This is a genomic window from Gordonia sp. UCD-TK1 (genome assembly GCF_001691435.1).
Taxonomy (GTDB): Bacteria; Actinomycetota; Actinomycetes; order Mycobacteriales; family Mycobacteriaceae; genus Gordonia; species Gordonia hongkongensis.
The window spans coordinates 121,686-141,942 of sequence record NZ_LZMP01000006.1 but is presented as its reverse complement, the minus strand read 5'-3'; the positions used below and the strand labels follow the sequence as shown (position 1 = coordinate 141,942).

At 70.1% G+C, this 20,257-nt stretch carries 3 protein-coding genes; 2 read left to right on the top strand and 1 reads right to left on the bottom strand.

All coding sequences use genetic code 11. From position 1 onward, the window contains the following. Nucleotides 1–47: 47 nt before the first annotated feature. Entirely contained in the window at nucleotides 48–644 is a 597-nt protein-coding gene (locus tag A9310_RS05515) for a TetR/AcrR family transcriptional regulator (protein ID WP_065629788.1), read from the bottom strand. Between the two features lie 51 nt (nucleotides 645–695). Between A9310_RS05515 and A9310_RS05510 the strand changes: the two genes are divergently transcribed. After that, complete coding sequence (locus A9310_RS05510) at nucleotides 696–1,187, top strand: DUF4188 domain-containing protein (protein WP_065629720.1); 492 nt, start codon at nucleotides 696–698, stop codon at nucleotides 1,185–1,187. Nucleotides 1,188–1,829: 642 nt separating this feature from the next. Continuing rightward, nucleotides 1,830–20,255: an amino acid adenylation domain-containing protein gene (locus A9310_RS05505; RefSeq protein ID WP_065629719.1), complete on the top strand. Its 18,426-nt coding sequence runs from the start codon at nucleotides 1,830–1,832 to the stop codon at nucleotides 20,253–20,255. The last annotated feature ends 2 nt before the right edge of the window (nucleotides 20,256–20,257 follow it).

The window sequence follows — 20,257 nt, the reverse complement described above, 5'->3', positions numbered from 1 at the left end:
GAAGGAGGCGAGACGTACCGATGGTGCGCGTGCCCTCGTCCGGCCGGTCAGGCACCAGGAGTCCGCCATCCGTCGATGATGGCCGTCGCCGCGGCCATCGGGTCGGCGCCGGCCGGGTAGTTACCGGACAGGAGCAGCGTCGCGGTCCCGTGCACCTGTGCCCACAACGATGCGACGACGGTGTCGATGTCCGCGGCGCGGAGTGCGCCCGAGGAGATGGCTCGCTCGACTCCCTCGCGCAACGGCGTGATCGCACGGGTCGCGGCCGAGCGGGTCTCCTCGGTGCGCTCGACCCCGGCGAGCACGTCGGTGAACATCAGCTCGTAGAGGCGCGGATTCTCGAGCGCCCACCCGACGTAGGCGACCCCCAGTCCGGCGAGCGTCGCCGGGTCGGTTGCGGCGACGCTCGCGGACCGCTGGGCCCGCGCGAACGAATCGAAGGCCCGCACCAGGATCGCCCGGGACAGGCCCTCCTTGTTGCCGAACAGCGAGTAGACGGCGGTGGTGGAGGTGTCGGCGGCGCGAGCGACCTCCCGCACCGACAGCGCACCGATGCCGTCGGCGGCCACCATGCGAACCGCCTCGTCGAGGAGCCGGACACGGACGTCTTCGGTGTGGGATCGGGGTCTTGCCATGTCCGCAATCGTTTCATAACATCGTTTCGTAACGACGTTACAAAATGGTCTGGAGGTCTCATGTCCGCTCGCCGAGCCGCCCGCATGACCAACGACGCCCCGCCCCCGGGCACGACGGTGTTCTTGATCGGGATGCGGTTGACGCGACCCTGGCGGGTACGCGCCTGGTTGCCGGTGCTGACGTCGATGTCCCGGATGCTGATCCACCTCCGTCGCCGACCGGATGCGGGCATGCTCGACGCGCGCCTCTATCTGGGCGGTTCGCCGATGGTGTTGTCGTACTGGCGCAGCGCCGACGATCTCCGACGGTTCGCGTCCGACCCCGACGCCCCGCATCTGTCCATGTGGCGGTGGTTCAATCGCGAGCTCGCCGACACCGACTCGGTCGGGATCTGGCACGAGACCTACGTCATCGGCGAACACGAGACCATCTCGAGCGGGATGCCCCCGCAGGGCCTGGCCCGGGCGGTCGGGTGGCACCCCGTGGGGCCGGGGACCGCAACCGCCTCGGCTCGGTTGACGCGCAACCGGCCGGCCCCGCAACGTGGCTGACCCAGGGCAGCTGCGTTCGCTTTTTGTCGTTCATCAGTCGTGTCGTCTCAGCGAATGACGTCGACGATCATCTGGTTCCGAGTCGTCGACATCGGCGCCGCATTTCCGATGAGTCCGGTCCGGCGCCAAACGCTGAACATGGATAAACGATTCGTTAGCAATGACACCTAAACAAGCTCCGTCTGTTCTGGGCGATTTGCGTGAGACGGGCGTGATGGACCGATTGATCGGTCGCCCGAAAAAACAACTGCTCCTTGTGGTTTGACAGACTCCGTGTGAAGAATGAATCCACATTCGCTTGTCGAATGAGTTGATCTGAAAATCAGAGACACGGGCGAAAATCCACGCCTTTCGGAAAACTCATCCGAATGGACTATCGAATTCTCCGTGACCATTCTGAGACGTTTTTATCGCTGGTCTTTACTTCGCCTTTACTGACGTTTTACCTTTGCCGAAAAGGGATGTCGGCGAATGTTAATCGGGAGTATGGTCCGATTTGTCGACGGGGCGACAGCTCTCCAGGGGGGCTTATCTGGCTTGATCTCGCGCGGGTTGTGAATTGTCCATCCCGTGGTCTGCGGGGGTGCCCGGGTGGTCCTGATACCCGGACGAGTGCGATCGATACGAACGCATGGAGGCCACGTGACCATCTCAGACAAGGATCTCGTCACCCCGTCCGCGCACTCCTCGTCGACCCGGATGCCGGCCGATGACCATCCCACGGAGACGACCGGGGCCGCCACGTCGGCGAGACCGGATCCCGGTGTGGACTCACTTCCGTTGTCCGCCGCGCAGCGCGGCATCTGGTTCGCCCAGCATGTGGCCGGTGACCTGCCGATCTCGGTGGCACAGTACGTCGACATCGACGGCGAACTGGACACCGAGTTGCTGACGGAGGTCTGCCTGACCACCGGGCGGGAGTTCGGCTCGGGACACCTGCGCCTGATCGTCGTCGACGGGGAACCGCGGCAGTACGTCGCCTCCCAGAGCGCCCCGGTGAGCACCGTGGATCTGCGCGACGAGGTCGATCCGACCGCGACAGCGCACCGGCTGATGTCGCTCGACTACACGAGACCGCTCGACCTGCTCACCGACGACCTGATGACGAGCATCGTCTACCGCGTCGGGGACGCGCACTACATGTGGTACCTGCGGGCGCACCACATCGCACTCGACGGATTCGCCGCGGTGACGATGGTCCGGCGGATCACCGAGTTGTACAACGCGGCCGTCCGCGGCGATCCCGCGCCGCCGTCGAAGGCGAGCGACATCGCCGACATCATCGCCCAGGACGCGTCCTACCCCGGGTCGACTCGTCACGACAACGACCGCAGGTACTGGAGCGACCATCTCGACGGCGCCCCGCCGGTCGTCACCCTGGCCGGCCGGCACGGCAAGCCGACGCTGCACCCGATCCTCGTGAGCGCGCCGATTCCCGCGGAGACGGCCGCGCTGCTCGATGCGGCCGCGCAGGAGGGAGGTGGCGTGACCCCGGTGGTCGTCGCGGCGTTCGCCGCGTACCTCGCGCGGATGACCGGCAGTGCCGAAGTCCTTCTCAGCCTTCCGGTCTCGGGTCGCCACTCCGCCGTGCTGCGCCGGTCGGGCGGCATGGTGGCCAACGTCGTGCCGCTGCGTGTGCCGGTCGCCGGCCGCACGCTCGGCGACGTGGTGACCTCCGTGCAGGGGGAGTTGCTGAGTGCTCTGCGGCGGCAGCGGTACCGGCAGGAGGACATCTTCGCCGACATGGGGATGGCCCGAGACGAGTCGGCGTCCTTCGGGCCGGCGGTGAACCTCATGATGGTCGACAGCGAGGTGGTGCTGGGTGAGGTCACCGGGCGGTTGCACGTGTTGACCTCGGGTCCGACGTCCGATCTGTTCGTCAACATCTACCCGGGCGCGGGAAAGAGCAGCACGCACATCGACTTCCAGGGCAACCCGAACATCTACACCCCGGACGAGCTCACCGGGCACCACCGTCGCTTCCTGATGTTCCTGCACGCATTCCTCGGCGGGGCGTCCGACGATCGCGTGGGACAGCTCTCGTTGCTCGACGAGCATGAGCGGGCGACATTGCTCCCCGTGCGGGGCGCGCGTTGCGCCCCGCCGCGGGTACTCGCCGACATTCTCGCCGAAACGGTTGCGCGACAGGGAGAATCTACCGCGGTGTGCGCGTCCGGGCGTTCGATGACGTATCGCGAACTCGACGCCGCCTCGTCGCGCCTCGCGCGGCGCCTGCTCGCCGCGGGCTGCGCGCCGGAGGAGTCGGTTGCCATCCTGCTGCGACGGTCCCTGGGCACCGTCGTGGCCGTCTGGGCGGTGGCGAAGACCGGTGCCGCGATCGTGCAGGTGGATCCGGAATACCCGCGAAAGCGCATCGAGCACATCTTCGCCGACAGCGGTGCCCGTGCGGCGATCACCGTCGACGAGTTCGCCGAGCGGGTGCCCCCGTCGGCTGTCCGGATCGACCTCGGCGACCTCTCGCCCGACGGGAACACCGACGGCGCCTCGGGCGGCGGCTTCGACGACTCGCCGGCTCCGTCGCGGGCCCGGCTCGAGAACGTCGCGTACATGACCTACACGTCCGGTTCGACCGGCGTGCCGAAGGGCGTGCAGGTCACCCACTCCGGGTTGGCGAGTCTCATCGCCGATCGCACCCGCGCCTATGGCCTCGCGCCGGCGTCCCGGGTCTCCTACGCGCTCTCCCCGAGCTTCGATGCGTCGATGGAACAGCTGCTGACCTGCTTCGCAACCGGATCCGCCCTGGTGATTGTGCCTCCGGAGGTGATCGGCGGCGAGCGGCTCACCCAGTTGCTCGCCGAGGAGGAGGTCACCCACCTGACCCTCACGCCCGCGATGCTGGCGACCATCGAGCCGGAATCGCTGACCCGGATGCAGACCGTCGTCGTCGGCGGCGACCGATGCGCACCGCACGTGGTCGAACGGTGGACCCGGTCGGCGACGATGATCAACGAGTACGGGCCGACCGAGTCGACGATCACGGCGGCGAGTGCGGTGGTCGAGCCCGATGCAGACGTCACGGTGGGCGGCCCCATCCGCGGTACGTCGGTGATGGTCCTCGACCACGCACTGCAACCGGTGCCGATGGGAACCGCAGGCGAGCTGTACCTCGCCGGCCCGGGGCTGGCTCGCGGCTACGCGCGCCTGCCCGGTCAGACCGCGGCACGTTTCGTGGCCCACCCGCACGGCGCGCCGGGCGAACGGATGTACCGGACCGGCGATCTCGCCCGCTGGGTCGGGGCGGGGACCGCGCCGTCGCTGGAGCTGTTGGGCCGCACCGACTTCCAGCTGAAGATCCGTGGGTACCGGATCGAGCCCGGTGAGATCGACGCCGCTCTCACCGGGCACGCCCAGGTGGACCAGTCCGTCACCGTGCCCGCGCTCAACCTCGCCGGCGCGACCGTCCTGGCGTCGTACGTGGTGCCGGCGACGGGACAGCGGGTCGAACCGGCGGAGCTGGAGCGATTCGCACGCGAGTGCCTGCCGCCGCATCTGGTCCCGTCCGTCATCACGATCCTCGACGCCCTGCCGCTGAATGCGTTCGGCAAGGTCGACCGACGAGCCCTGCCCGCGCCCGTGTTCGCATCCGCGCGATCGGGGCGGCCGCCGTCGACTCCCCGGGAATACCGACTGGCGCAACTCTTCTCCGAGGTACTCGGGGTCGTCGAGGTGGGTGCCGACGACAGCTTCTTCGTCCTCGGCGGCGACAGCATCCTGTCCATCCAGCTCGTGGCGCGGGCGAAGGCGAGCGGGCTCGCGTTCACGACCCAGGATGTGTTCGAGCACAAGACCGTCGCCGCGCTGGCCGCGATGGCTTCCGATGTCTCCGACGACGACGGACTGCGCGAGTTGCCCGGCGGCGCCGTCGGCTCCATCCCGCTGTCGCCGATCATGCACGCGATGCTCGAACGCGGTCCCGTCGACCGGTTCGGACAGGCCGCGCTGGTCGAGCTCCCGGATGCCGCCGGGCGCGACGAACTGGTGCGCACACTGCGCGCGGTGCTCGACCGGCACGACATCCTCCGGGCCACGCTGGTCGACGATCTCGCCGACCAACCCCACGTGGTGGTCCGCCCACCCGGTGCGGTCGACGCCGACGAGGCGCTCGAGCACGTGTGGCTCGACCGACGGGACGGCGACGAGATCGACCGCCACCTCCAGGCCGCGGCCGATCGACTCGACCCACGCGCCGGCGTCCTGGTGCGGTTCGTGTGGATGCAGCACCCCGACCGCACCGCGCCCGACCTGATGTGGCTGGTCATCCATCATCTGGCCGTCGACGGGGTCTCCTGGCGCATCCTCCTCGCCGACCTCCTCACCGCCTGGCACCAGATCCGCAGGGGCGCGGTGCCGGGCCTCGGCCTGCCGACGACGTCGGTCCGCCGTTGGGTCCACGGCCTCGTCGAGCAGGCACCCGTGCGCGCCGCGGCCGAACTGGACCGATGGACGGAGATCCTCGAGCCCGGCGACCGGTTGCTCGGACGCCGCGCGCTCGACCCGGATCGAGACATGGTCGCCACCGCCGGACGCATCCGGATGCGGATTCCGGCGGATGTGACCGAGGCGGCGCTCACCACCATCCCCGCGCGGTTCCACGGCGGTGCCAACGATTCGTTGCTGGCCGCGCTGGCCCTGGCGCTCGCGCACTGGCGACGTCGGCGCGGGCAGGCCGACGGCAGTGAGTTGATCGCCCTCGAAGGCCACGGTCGCGAGGAGGCCGCGGTACCCGGCGCGGACCTCACCTCGACGGTGGGCTGGTTCACCTCTCGGTTCCCGGTCCGGCTCGAATTGCACGGCGTCGACGTCGAGGACGCCCTCACCGGTGGTCCGTCGGCCGGACTGGCGATCAAGCAGATCAAGGAACAGCTGCGGGCGGCCCCCGACCACGGGATCGGCTACGGCATGATCCGATATCTCGACCCGGCCGGCCGCGACGAACTGGGCGACCGGCCCGAACCCCAGATCAGCCTCAACTACCTGGGCCGGATGGGGACCGGCGAGCACACCGGTCCGTGGATGCCGGCGCGCGATTTCGACGCGTTGGTCGGGACCGGGCACCCGTGGATGGCGTTGCCCGCCGTCATCGACATCAATGCGATCGCCGAACCGGGTTCGGCCGGCGTCGAACTCGACGTCGGCTGGGAGTACGCCGCGCTGGTGCTCGACCGGGTCGACGTCGAGGAGCTGGCCGGCCTGTGGGTGCAGGCCCTGAAGGGTCTCGCCCAGCACGTCCGGTCCGGGACGGCCGGCGGCCACACGCCGTCGGACTTCCCGCTGGTCTCGACCACCCAGGCCGACATCGATCACTGGACCGCCGCCCATCCGTCGATGGTCGACGTGTGGCCGCTGACCGCGCTGCAGTCCGGACTGCTGTTCCACGCGACCTACGACGCCGCCGCCGTCGACGGGTACACGGTGCAGGCCGAACTGCGACTCGGCGGGCGGCTCGAACCGGACCGGATGCGTCGGGCGGCGCAGGCGCTGATCGCCCGGCACGACAGTCTCCGCGTTGCATTCGTCGAGACCGGCGCCGGGCCGCGGCAGATCCTGCTCGACGACGTGACCGTCGACTGGTCGGACTCCGACCTCACCGGGATCGCCGACGCCGACGACCGGGACCGTGCACTGCGTCATCTCATCGCCGGGTCGGCGGCCCCCTTCGACCTGGCTCGGCCGCCGCTGGTCCGTTTCCACCTCATCCGGTTGACACGCGACACCGAGAACCCGGGTGGCGACGAGTTCCTGCTGTCGATCACCAACCACCACATCGTCCTCGACGGGTGGTCGATGCCCGTCGTCATCTCCGAACTGCTGCAGTTGTACCTGGCCGACGATGACGCCGACGGCGCTGCCGGACTTCCCGCACCCCGGACGTTCCGGGACTACCTGCAGTGGCTGCATACCCGCGACCACGACGCCACGGCACGTGCGTGGCAGGAGACCCTCGCCGGCATCGAGAGTCCGACGCGACTCACCGGCGCCGCGGAGCGCGACGCGACGGCCGAGGTCGACGAGACCGCGCTCGATCTCGACATCGCGACGACGGAGGCGATCGCGGGTCTCGGGCGCGCCCACGGGGTGACCGCGAACACCTCGATCCAGGTGGCGTGGGCGATGCTGCTCTCGATCATGACGGGCCGATCCGACGTGGTCTTCGGCAACACGGTGTCCGACCGTCCCGCCTCCATCCCGGGCATCGAGCAGATGATCGGGCTGTTCATCAACACCCTCCCGGTGCGGATCCGGCTCGACCCGGACGAGCGGGTGATCGACCTGCTCACGAGAGCGCAGTCCGAGCAGGCGGCGATGCTCGGCCACCGCGACATCGGCCTCGCCGAACTCCAGCGGGTGACCGGGGTGGCCGACATGTTCGACACCGCCACGGTGCTGGAGTCGTACCCGGTCGACCCGGACGAGATCAACAGCATGCTCGGCGACGCGGGACTGCGATGGAACGGCCTGGCCGCCCACGACGCGACCCCGTACCCGGTCAGCCTCCAGGTCACGCCGCCCCGGCCCGGACGGGCCGACCAACCGGCCGCCGATCGGCCCGGCACCTACGAACTGGTGGTGAAGTACGCCGTCGACCGCCTCGACCGGGAGTCCGCCGAGGTACTGCTCGAGCGGTTCGTGCTGCTGCTGCGCCAGATCGCCGCCGAACCGGGCCGCAAGGTCGCCACGCTGGCACCCTGTTGGGACACCGAACGATCCGCCCTCTGTCCGATCGAGGGTCCGCCCGCCGTGTCGCCCCGCCTACTCCGGGACATCCTCGCCGACACCGCGCGACGACACCCCGAGGCACCGGCGGTGCGCGCCGACGGCGTCACGATGACATATCGCGAACTCGTGCGCCGCAGCAACCGGCTCGCCGACGAGCTCGCCGCCCGCGGCGCCGGACCGGAGACCTCGGTGGCCCTGGCGATCCCGCGGTCGGCCGCGCTCATCGTGGCGATCTGGGCGGTCGCCCGGACCGGAGCGGCCTTCGTCGCCGTCGACCCGGGCAATCCGGCCTACCGCATCGCCGAACTGCTCGCCGACGCGCGGTCCACGATCGGGGTGACAGTCGACGCCGTCGTCCCGAATCTCCCGGACAGCGTCGAGTGGCTGACCCTCACCGGACCCGGCTCGCTCCCGCTCGGTACCGACGACTCGACACCGCTCGGTACCGGGGACCCGCTCCCGCTCCGGCCGGACAACGCGGCCTATCTGATCTTCACGTCCGGCTCCACCGGCCGGCCGAAGGCCGTCCACGTCACCCATCGCGGCCTCGCCGACCTGGTGGTCGAGTACGCGGAATCCTTCGCGGTGGAACCTGATTCGACGGTCCTGCAGGTCGCGTCCCCCGGCTTCGACGCCTGCGTGTCGGAGGTGTTGGTCGCGCACAGCGCCGGCGCCTGCCTGGCCGTCGCGCCGCCGGAGATCTACGGCGGTGCCGACCTCGAGGACCTGCTGCGGACCGAGCGGGTGTCCCACGCCATCATCACGCCGACGGTGCTCAACACGATGGACCCGTCGCGTCTGCCGGAGCTGCGGATCGTCGCGGTGGTCGGCGAGGCGACGGGCGCGGACATCGTCACCCGGTGGTCGCCGGGTCGTCGGCTGATGAACCACTACGGACCCACGGAGACCACGATCTGGGCGACCGGCGCCGACGATCTCCGGCCCGGGGAGCCGGTGACGATCGGGGAACCGATCCGGGGAGTCTTGGCGTTCGTGCTCGACACCTGGTTGCGGCCGGTGCCGGTCGGAGTGGTCGGCGAACTCTACCTCGGTGGTCCCGGTCTGGCGCGTGGCTACTTCGACCGCGCAGGCGTCACCGCGACGAGGTTCGTGGCCGATCCCATACGCTCCGCCGGCGAACGCCTCTACCGCACCGGCGATGCCGTGCGCTGGATTCGCACGGACGGCGCCCTGCGGCTGGATTATCTGGGGCGCAACGACCAGCAGGTGAAGGTCCACGGCCTGCGCATCGAGACCGGGGACATCGATGCCCATCTCGCGCGGATCGCCGGCGTCGCGCAGGCGGCGACCGTGCTCCAGCGCGGACCGGCGGGTCGTCCGGTCATCGTGTCCTACGTCGTGGGGACGCCGGACGAGCCGATGGACGTGCATGCGCTGCACGACGACCTCGCGAACACCCTGCCGCATTACATGGTTCCCGCAGCGATCGTCGAGCTGGAGTCGATGCCGGTCACCCGGTCGGGGAAGGTCGACACGAAGGCGCTGCGGCAGTGTGAGTTCCGTGCCGAGAGCGGGGGCGGCCGCCCGCCGGAGACACCGGCCGAGCGCGTCATCGCCGCGCTGTTCGCCGAGGTACTGGAGCTCGACGACGTCACCGCCGACGACAACTTCTTCACGCTCGGGGGCGACAGCATCGTCTCGATGCAACTGGTCGCGGCGGCGAAGGCCGCCGGACTATCGCTCACTCCCCGGGCGGTCTTCGAGGCGAAGACCGTCGCCGCGCTCGCCGAGATCGCCACCACCGCCTCCGCGACCGGCGACCCCGCCACCGGTTCGGCCGTCGAACAGGCTGTCACCGAGCAGGATTCGCCACTCGTCGATCTTCCCGACGACGATCTCGACCGGCTGCGCAACGACTACCCCCGGCTGTCGGACGTCTGGCCGTTGTCGCCGACGCAATCGGGTATCCACTTCCACTCGACCCTCGATCCCGATGCGGTGGACACCTACACCGTGCAGTCGACGATCGCCCTCTCCGGCCCGGTCGACGCCGGCCTGCTGCGCCGCGCCGCGCAGGCGCTCGTGGACCGCCACGACGTCTTGCGGACGGCCTTCGTCGAGACGTCGCGTGGCCCGCGGCAGGTCGTCGTCGACGGCGTCGAGGTGCGCTTCCGGACAGTCGATCTCACCGTTGCCGCGGACCGCGGGGCCGCCCGGCGGGTCGCCGCCGACGACGCCGCCGCCGGTTTCGATCTGACCGAACCCTCGCTGATCCGCTTCACCCTCGTGCGGCTCGACAGCGACCACTTCGCCCTGCACGTCACCAACCATCACGTGATCCTCGACGGCTGGTCGATGCCCCTGCTGCTCGGCGAACTGCTCCACTATTACGGCGACCCGGGGCAGATCGGCGCATGCCGGCCGGCAGCCTCGTACCGGGACTACCTCGCGTGGCTCGGCGAACAGGATCAGGACGCCTCGACGGCCGCATGGGCGCAGGCCTACGCCGACGTCGACGGACCCACCCGCGTGACCCGACTCGGCGCCGCGACCACCGTGTTCGACGCCGGTGAGGTCATCGCCGAGCTGCCCGGGCAGGAGTATGCGCGTCTGCGGTCGGCCGCCGCGGAGTCCGCGGTGACGGTCGGGACCGCGTTGTCCGCGGCGTGGGCCCTCGTCCTGCGAACCCTCACCGGCGACACCGATGTGGTCCTGGGCTCCGCGGTCGCCGGACGGCCACCGGAGCTGCCCGGCGTCGACCGGGCGCTGGGGATGTTCCTCAGCACGGTACCGATCCGGGTCCGTCTCGAACCGTCGATGTCATTGCGCGAGTTGCTGGTTCATGTGCAGGACGCGAACGCGCTGGTCCTGGACCACCACTACGTCGGACTCCCGGCCATCCACCGCGCGGTGGGCCGGTCGGATCTGTTCGACACCGCACTGGCCTTCCAGTCGTTCCCGCTGCGCGAGGACGCACTGCAACAACTGGTCACCGCGGCGGGCTTGCACGTCGACAGCGTCACCGGGCTCGACGCCACGCCCTACCCGTTGAGCGTCGTCGTGGCGCCGAAGATCGACGGCGGCGAGGGGGAACCGGGACTCGGCATCACCGTGCGGTTCCATCGGGACGAGTTCGACGAGAGCCGCGCACGGGAGATCGTCGACCACTTCGTGGAATGTCTCGCCCGCATCGCCGATGAGCCGGGTTCGCGCCTCGGCGCACTCCGTCACATCGGGCACGAGGCGGGTACCGGTCGGATCGACGCGAAGACGGAACCGGCCACCCTGCCCGACATCCTCACCGCCGCAGCCGGTCAGGCGCCCGATGCGATCGCGGTGACCTGCGGCGAGCGGTCGCTGTCGTACCGGCAGCTGGACGCCGAGTCCGATCGTCTGGCGCGGCAGATCTCGCGGCGGGCGCGGTCCGGCGTCGTGGCGTGCGCACTGCCGCGGTCCGTCGAGGCGGCGATCGCGATCTGGGCGGCGGCCAAGGCGGGAGTGCCGTTCCTGCCGCTGGATCCGAACCTGCCCGCCGAACGCATCGAGTTCGTGCTGGCCGACGCCGGCGCCGGGCTGGGGATCACCGTCGGCGCGCGCCGGGCCGCATTGCCCGACAGCATCGACTGGCTCGTCGTCGACGAACCGCGGACGGACGGCCCCCAGTCGAACGAAGCCGGCGGCTCCCCCCGCTCCCTGAGGAGCGAGCTTGCGAGCGTCTCGAAGGGTCGCTCCAGCAATCCGGTCAGCGACGTCGAACAAGGCGGCCCGATCCGGCTCGGGGACACCGCCTACGTGATCTACACGTCCGGTTCCACCGGCACGCCCAAGGGCGTCGTCGTCTCCCACCGCGGACTCGCGCCGGTGGTCGCGGCGCAGCGCGCGGTACTCGGCGTCGACCAGTCGTCGAATGTGTTGCAGGTGGCCTCACCGAGCTTCGACGCCTTCGTGTTCGAACTCCTGATGGCCCACGGCTCCGGGGGACGTCTCGTGGTGGCGCCACCCGACGTCTACGGCGGCCCCGCGCTCGCGAATCTGATTCGGCGCGAGCAGGTCTCGCGTGCCGTCCTGACCCCGTCGGCACTGGCCACCGTGCCGGCCGACGGCCTCGACACCTTGCGCGTACTGGCGACCGCGGGTGAACCGGTCGGGCCGGAGTTGGTCTCACGGTGGGCCGACGGCCGGAACATGATCAACCTGTACGGGCCGACCGAATCGACCATCTGGGCCACCGCCGGCACGCCGCTGCGGGCGGGTGATCCGATCACGATCGGGACGGCGGTGGGACCGGTCGGCACGATGGTGCTCGACACGTGGATGCGTCCGGTTCCGCATGGCGTCGTCGGCGAGTTGTACCTCGTCGGCCCCGGCCTGGCCGACGGTTATGTCGGCCGGCCCGCGACGACGGCGGCGCGGTTCGTGGCCTGCCCCGCCGACGCGCCCGGAACCCGGATGTACCGGACGGGCGACCTCGTCCGGGTCTCCCGGTCCGGTGCACTGGAGTACGTGGGACGCAACGACTTCCAGGTGAAGGTGCGCGGCACCCGGGTAGAGGTGGGCGAGATCGACGCGCGCCTCGGATCGCGCGCCGACGTCGCCTACGCCGTGACCGTCCCGCGTGGCGGGAACGGAACGCCGCACTGTCTGGTCTCCTACGTGACCGCCACCGCGGGGGCGTCGCTCTCCGGCGACGAACTACGTGCGTCGCTGGAGCGATCGCTGCCCGCATACACGGTCCCGGCCGCGGTGGTCGTACTGGACGAGATACCCCTCACCCCGACCGGAAAGCTGGATCGAAGTCGCCTGCCCGAACCGGTGATCGCCCCACGTGGGTTCCGTGCACCGTCCGGCCCGGCCGAGTCCGCCGTGGCGCACGTCTTCCAGGATGTCCTCGGCGTGCCGCGCGTGGGCGCCGACGATGACTTCTTCGCCCTGGGTGGCGACTCGCTGACCGCCTCGGTGGTGACGGCGCGGCTGGGTGCGGAGCTGGGAGTACGGGTTCCGCTGCGGTCGGTGTTCGACGCGCCCGGCGTTGCGGCCCTGGCGGAGCTGGTCGGGTCGCTGGGCGACGACCGGCGCACCGCGCTGACGGCAACCGTTCGCCCGGAGCGCATCCCGTTGTCGCTGGCGCAGCAGCGGATGTGGTTCCTCAATCGGATGGAGCCGGAGTCGCCGGCCTACAACATCCCGGTGGTCCTCGAACTCACAGGGCACCTGGACCTCGCGGCACTCGGGCGGGCCCTCGACGACGTGGTCGGGCGGCACGAGGTGCTGCGGACGATCTACCCCGACACCGACGGCGAGCCCTGGCAACTCGTCCTCGACCACGCCCCGGTGCTCCTGGAGTCGATGCGGGCATCGGCCACCGAGGTCGGCGACGTCGTCGCCGGGTTCGTGCGCCTCGGCTTCGACGTGACCGCGTCGGTGCCGATGCGTGTGGCCGTGGTCGCGATCGACCCGGACGGCGTGGACGATCCCCATGGCCCGGACAACCGCGACGCACACGACGACCGGGAGGGGACCGACGGGCGTTTCCTGCTCGTCCTCGTGGTCCATCACATCGCCGGTGACGGCCAGTCCATGGCGCCGCTCGCCCGCGATGTGATGACGTCGTACGCCGCCCGCATCGCCGGCGCGGAACCGACCTGGGAACCGCTCGCGGTCCAGTACGCCGATTACGCGCTGTGGCAGCGAAACATGTTGGGGAGCGCGGACGATCCGACCTCGCGGATGCACGCCCAGCTGGATTTCTGGCGGTCGACCATGTCGGGTGCCCCGGACGTCCTCGATCTGCCCACCGACCGCCCGCGTCCGCCGGTGGCGACCCTCGCGGGCGGGCAGGTGCCGGTGGCGATCGACGCCCGCCTGCACGGGCAACTCCTCGCCCTCGCGCGGGCACATGGCGCGTCGTTGTTCATGGTCGTGCACGCCGCGCTCGCCGCGGTGCTCGGCCGGTTGAGCGGCGCCGACGACGTCGTGATCGGCACCCCGGTCGCCGGGCGCGGCGAACCGGGACTGGAACCGCTCGTCGGCATGTTCGTCAACACCCTCGCGCTCCGGACCGACCTCGACGCCGCGGAGTCGTTCGCCGGATTGCTCGACCGCGTGCGCGAGGTCGACCTGGACGCCTTCGGGCACTCCGACGTCCCGTTCGAGCGGATCGTCTCCGAACTCAACCCGGAACGGTCCACCGCGCATCATCCGCTGTTCCAGGTCGCGCTGGCTTTTCAGAATCTGTCCGACGTCCATCTCGACCTGCCGGACCTGCGCGTCTCCCGCGCGCAGGCCGACACCGGCATCTGCCAGTTCGACCTCCAGGTGGTCTTCGCCGAGTCCTACACCGAAGAGGGCACGCCGCAGGGTCTTTCGGGAACCATGATGTTCGCCCGCGACCTGTTCGATCCGGAGACGGTGGCCGGCATCGCCAGTCGGTTGCACCGTGTGCTCGATGCGATCGTCGACGACGCGACAACCCCCGTCGGTGACATCGACTGGCTCGGCGGAGCCGAGCGCGCCGAACTGGTGTCGGTGGTGGGACCGGGTGCGGTCGCGGAGCCCGTGCTGCTGCCGGAGATCTTCGCGGCGGCCGTCGTGGCCGACCCGGACGGTGCGGCGGTGATCTGCGGCGACGTCGAGCTGTCCTACGGCGAGCTCGATCGCCGAGCGAATCGGCTGGCGCGGTATCTCATCGACAACGGGGCGGCACCGGAGCGGCCGGTGGCGGTGGCCGTGGAGCGGTCGGCGCAATCGCTGGTCGCGTGGTGGGCCGTCGTGAAATCGGGTGCCCCCTATGTCCCGGTGGACCCGCACTACCCGGCCGCGCGCATCGACCAGATGGTGTCCGATTCGGCTGCGCCACTCGGGATCACGACTCGTGGCTCGCGTCCGGCGCTGTCCGGGGCGCTCGACTGGGTCGTGCTCGACGACCCCGCCACCGCCGCCGAGGTCGCCGAACTGTCGTCGTCACCGGTCCGGCAGACCGATCGGGTGTGCCCGGTCCGGCCCGCGAACACCGCCTGGGTGGTCTTCACCTCCGGCTCCACCGGCGTGCCGAAGGGCGTCGCCGTCACGCATGCCGGTGTCGCCGACTACCTCGCCACGCTGCACGTCGACCGTGAGCCCGGAACCAGCCCGCGGGTACTGCATTTCGCCTCTCCCTCGTTCGACGCGTCGCTGCTGGAGATCCTGCTCGCCGTGAGCGCCGCGGCCACCCTCGTCGTGGCGCCCACCGGGATGCGGGGTGGTCGCGAGCTGGCCGACTTCCTCCGCGATCACCGCGTCTCCCATGCGTTCGTCACCCCGGCCGCGCTGGCCTCGGTGGACCCGGACGGGCTCGACGACCTGCGGGTCGTGATGTCGGGCGGTGACGAGGTACCGACCGACCTGGTGAGCCGGTGGGTGGGTGCCGATCCGGCTACTGGCCGGGAATTCCGGGTGCTGTACGGCCCCACCGAGACCACCATCGTCGCCACCGCCACTACTCCGCTGCGGGTGGGCGAACGGTCGACGATCGGCAGGGCGCTCGCCGGGATGCAGACGCTCGTGCTCGACACCCGTCTGCAGCCCGTGCCGGACGGGGTCGCGGGGGAGCTGTATCTGTCCGGACCCGCGCTCGCGCGCGGCTACCTGAACAGGTCCGGGGTGTCCGCCGCCCGATTCGTCGCCCACCCCTTCGGCCATGCCGGAGAACGCGCGTACCGCACGGGGGACATCGTGCGCCGCAACCACTCGGGCGACCTGGAGTTCATCGGACGCAACGACTTCCAGGTGAAGGTCCACGGCTTCCGGGTCGAGCTCGGGGAGATCGACGCCGCGCTGGCAGAACTCGCTCGGGTGGCCTACGCCGTCACCGTCCCGCGGCACGACTCCGGCATCGGTATGCGCCTGGTGTCCTACGTGGTGCCCGCGCCGGGCGTCGCCCTCGTCGGTGAGAAACTTCGTGCCGAACTCGGCGAGGTGTTGCCGACGTACATGGTCCCGGCGGCGGTCGTGGTCCTCGACGACATCCCCCTGACACCCAGTGGGAAGCTCGACCGGCGTGCCCTTCCCGCGCCGGTCGTCACCACCCGGAGTTTCCGTGCCCCGGCCACGCCGGTCGAGGAGATCGTCGCGGGGGTGTTCGCCGACATCCTGTCCGTCGATGCCGCGGTCGGTGCCGACGACGACTTCTTCGACCTCGGCGGCAACAGTCTCGCCGCAACGCGGGTGGTGGCGAGAATCGGTGCGGCGCTTGACACCACGATCCCGGTGTCGGTGATCTTCGAGGCGTCCACGGTGACGCGGCTGGCCGCCCGCGCCGAGTCGCACACGGACACCGGGCGTGTCGACCTGGTGGCACACGAACGCCCGGAGCGGATCCCGCTGTCCTATGCGCAGCAACGCATGTGGTTCCTCAACCGGATCGAACCCGAGTCGCCGGCGTACAGCATCCCGGTCGTGGTGCGGTTGTCCGGAAGTCTCGATGTCGACGCCCTCCACCGGGCGATCGGTGATGTCGTCGCCCGCCACGAGATCCTGCGCACCGTCTACCCCTTCGTCGAAGGCGAACCGGCTCAGGTGATCCTGCCCGCGGACTCCGTCCCGATGGAGGTCGTCCAGGTCGCGGAATCCGATGTCGATCAGGCGATCACGGAGCTGATCGCGGCACCGTTCGACCTCACCGCCGGGGCGTCGACCCGGATCGTGCTCTTCGAGCTCGGCGGCGACGCGTGGGTGCTCGCCGTGATCCTGCATCACATCGGCGGTGACGGCTCCTCGTTGGGGCCCCTCGCGCGGGACATCATGACGGCCTACGTCGCGCGTCTGCAGGGCGAGGCGCCCGGATGGGTGCCGTTGCCGGTGCAGTACGCCGACTACGCGATCTGGCAGCGGGCGGTCCTGGGCTCCGAATCGGACCCGAACTCGTTGCTGCGCGCGCAGATCGACTACTGGGCCGAGCAGTTGGCCGGCACACCGCCGTTGCTCGAGCTGCCCACCGATCGGCCGCGCCCGGCCACCCAGTCCTACGTCGGGGAGTCCGTCGGCCTGACCATCGACGCCGATCTGCACGCCGGGTTGCAACGGGTCGCCCGCGCCCACAACACGACACTGTTCATGGTCTTCCATGCCGCGCTGGCCGCCCTGCTCGCGCGACTCGCCGCGACCGACGACGTCGCCGTCGGGACCCCGTACGCCGGACGCGGGGAACGTGCTCTCGACGATCTGGTCGGGATGTTCGTCAACACGCTCGTCCTGCGCACCCGGGTGCGGAGCGGGATGTCGTTCGCCGAGTTGATCGACGACGTGCGCGCCACCGACCTCGCGGCGTTCGGTCACGCCGACGTCCCGTTCGAACGGCTCGTCTCCGAACTCAACCCGGTCCGCTCCGACGCCCACAACCCGCTGTTCCAGGCGATGCTGGCGTTCCAGAACATCTCGAGCACCGACATCGAAATGCCCGATCTGTCGGTGCGGGCCGTCGAACCGGACACCGGACTCGCCCTGTTCGACCTGCAGGTGACGGTCGCCGATTCCTACGACGCGCACGGGGCGCCGGCCGGCATCACCGGTGGTGTCACCTTCGCGTCCGACCTCTTCGACGCGTCGACCGTGGAGCGGTTCGTCGAACGGTTGGTGGCGATGCTCGAGGCGATGACGATCGACGCCGACCGCGCTGTCCACGACGTGGACCTGCTCGATGACGCCGAACGGTCTGCCGCCCTCCAGGGTCCGAACGCGACGATGCATGAGGTGGACTCCGCCGAGACCCTCGTCTCGATGTTCGCCGCGGCCGCGGTCGCGTACGCCGAGGACACCGCGGTGATCTGCGGGACGGTCTCGCAGACCTACGCCGAGTTCTCCGGTCGGGTGAACCGGCTGGCCCGCTGGATGGTCGCACAGGGGGTGGGGCCGGACTCGCTGGTCGCGCTCCGTATGCGACGCTCGCTCGACCAGCTCACGGCGATGTCCGCGGTGCACGCCGCCGGCGGTGGTTACGTGCCGATCGACCCGGACCATCCGGCCGAGCGGATCGACTACATGGTCGAGTGCGCCGAGCCGGTGCTGGTGCTGTCCGCGCTCGACTCTGTCGACCTCTCGGGTTTCGACGACTCGCCGCTGACCGACGATGACCGGATCACGCCGCTGACCCCGGACGCCCTCGCGTACGTGCTGTTCACCTCCGGCTCCACGGGTCGACCCAAAGGCGTTGCCGTGTCGCATCGTTCGGTGGTCAACCAGCTTCGCTGGATCAGCGCCGAGTATGGGCTGAACCGATCGGACGTGGTGCTGCAGAAGACTCCCGCGACCTTCGACGTGTCGGTGTGGGAACTGTTCGCGACCCTCTCCGTCGGTGCCCGACTGGTGATCGCGCGACCGGACGGCCACACCGATCCGCGCTACCTGGCCGAGGCCATGTCCACCCATCGGGTGACCATCACCTCGTTCGTGCCGTCGATGCTGGCGGTGTTCGCCGATGCCCTGCCCACCGGCGCGGCGCTGTCGTTGCGGGCCCTGCTCGTCGCGGGTGAGGCCTTCGGGCCCGACGTGGTGGACGCCGCCCGCCGTGCGCTGCCGGAAGTGGAGTTGTACAACCTGTACGGGCCGACCGAGTTCACGGTGCACGCGACCTCCTCCGCGGTGGGGACGGCCGACGACGGCGCGGTGCCGATGGGTGCGCCGGTGTGGAATGCCTGTGCGTACGTGCTGGACTCGCGGCTGCGTCCGGTGCCGGCGGGGGTGACCGGCGATCTCTACCTGTCCGGGACGCAGGTGGCGCGGGGTTATCACGGACGACCGGCTCTGACCGCCGACCGCTTCGTGGCCGATCCCTTCACCGCCGGCGCCCGGATGTACCGCACCGGTGATCTGGTGCGGCGTCGCCGAAGCGGTGTGCTCGAGTATCTGGGACGCAGCGACTTCCAGGTCAAGCTCCGCGGGTTGCGCATCGAACTCGGTGAGATCGAGGCGGTCTTCGCCTCGCACCCGGACATCGCCCGCGCGGCGGCCGCGGTCACCTCCACCGACACGGTCGACTATCTCACCGTCTACCTGGTGCCGGCGGGGGCCGACCGCGGCGTCGGCGTGAGGGACGTCGGGGGGAGGTCGGTGAACACCGCCGAGGTCACCGCGTTCGCGTCGGCGGCGCTCCCGGGATACATGATGCCGACGGCGGTGATGGTGATCGACTCGCTGCCGATCACCGCGTCGGGCAAACTCGACCGGGCGAGGCTGCCGCAGCCGACACGTGACGCCTCGGCGTTCCGCGCACCGTCGTCGTGGCTGGAGACCGAGATCGCGCGGACCTTCGAGCACGTGCTCGGTGTCCCGCGCGTCGGCGCCGACGACGACTTCTACGCGCTCGGTGGCAATTCGCTGCGGTCGGTACAGGTCGTCAACGACCTCGAGACCGAGTTGCACGTCGAGATCCCGGTCCGGTGGATGCTGTCCGATTCGAGCCCGGCCGACCTGGCAAGGCGGATCGAGGACGGGATGCGCAACGGGTTCGACGCCGCGCGCGGACCGGGAGACGAGGCGCCGGGCGGGGTGGGCTTCGACGTCCTGCTCCCGATCCGGCCGGAAGGCGAACTGCCGCCGCTGTTCTGCATCCACCCGGCCTCCGGCCTGGCCTGGAGTTACCAGACCCTGAGCCGGCAGGTGCCGCCCGGCCGTCCGGTGTACGGCCTGCAGGCGCCACAGATCGGGGGCGAGACACCCGGCCCCACCACGATCGACGAGATCGCACGCAGGTACGCCGACGAGATCCGGACTGTACAGCCCGAGGGCCCGTATCACCTGCTGGGATGGTCGCTGGGCGGGGTGATCGCGCACGCGATCGCCGCCGAGATGCGGGCCGCCGGTTCCGAGGTCGCGATGCTCGCCATGCTCGACACCGAGGCCGACGGTGTCGACTCGTCGGCGATCACCACCGTCACCCCCGGCGAGCTGATCAGCAACCTCGGTCCGGTCCTCGGCATCGATTTCGTGAGTGCGGACGCGACCGCCGAACAAGCCGCCGAGCAGATCGCCGAGCGCCTCGGCGCCGGGTTCGGCATCGACGCCGCGACGATCGAGCGGCTGACCGACGCCTACAACCTGTTGATTCGGGCCACCGGTGACTGGCACCCGCCGGTCGTCGACACCGACGTGCTCTACTTCACCGCAGTGCGCGATCGGCGACCGGATGCGTTGGGCGCCAACGGATGGGGGCGGTACGTCCGGGGGAGCATCACGAATGTCGACATCGACACCCACCACCTCGGGATGACCGAGGACGAGGCGATCAGACAGATCGCGACCGTCCTCGACGATCATCTGACGCGCGAAAGTGCCTCGCGGAAAGCTGCTTCGGGGTTAGCGTTTTCTCACGATGATCGGTTCACCAACAAGAGATGAGG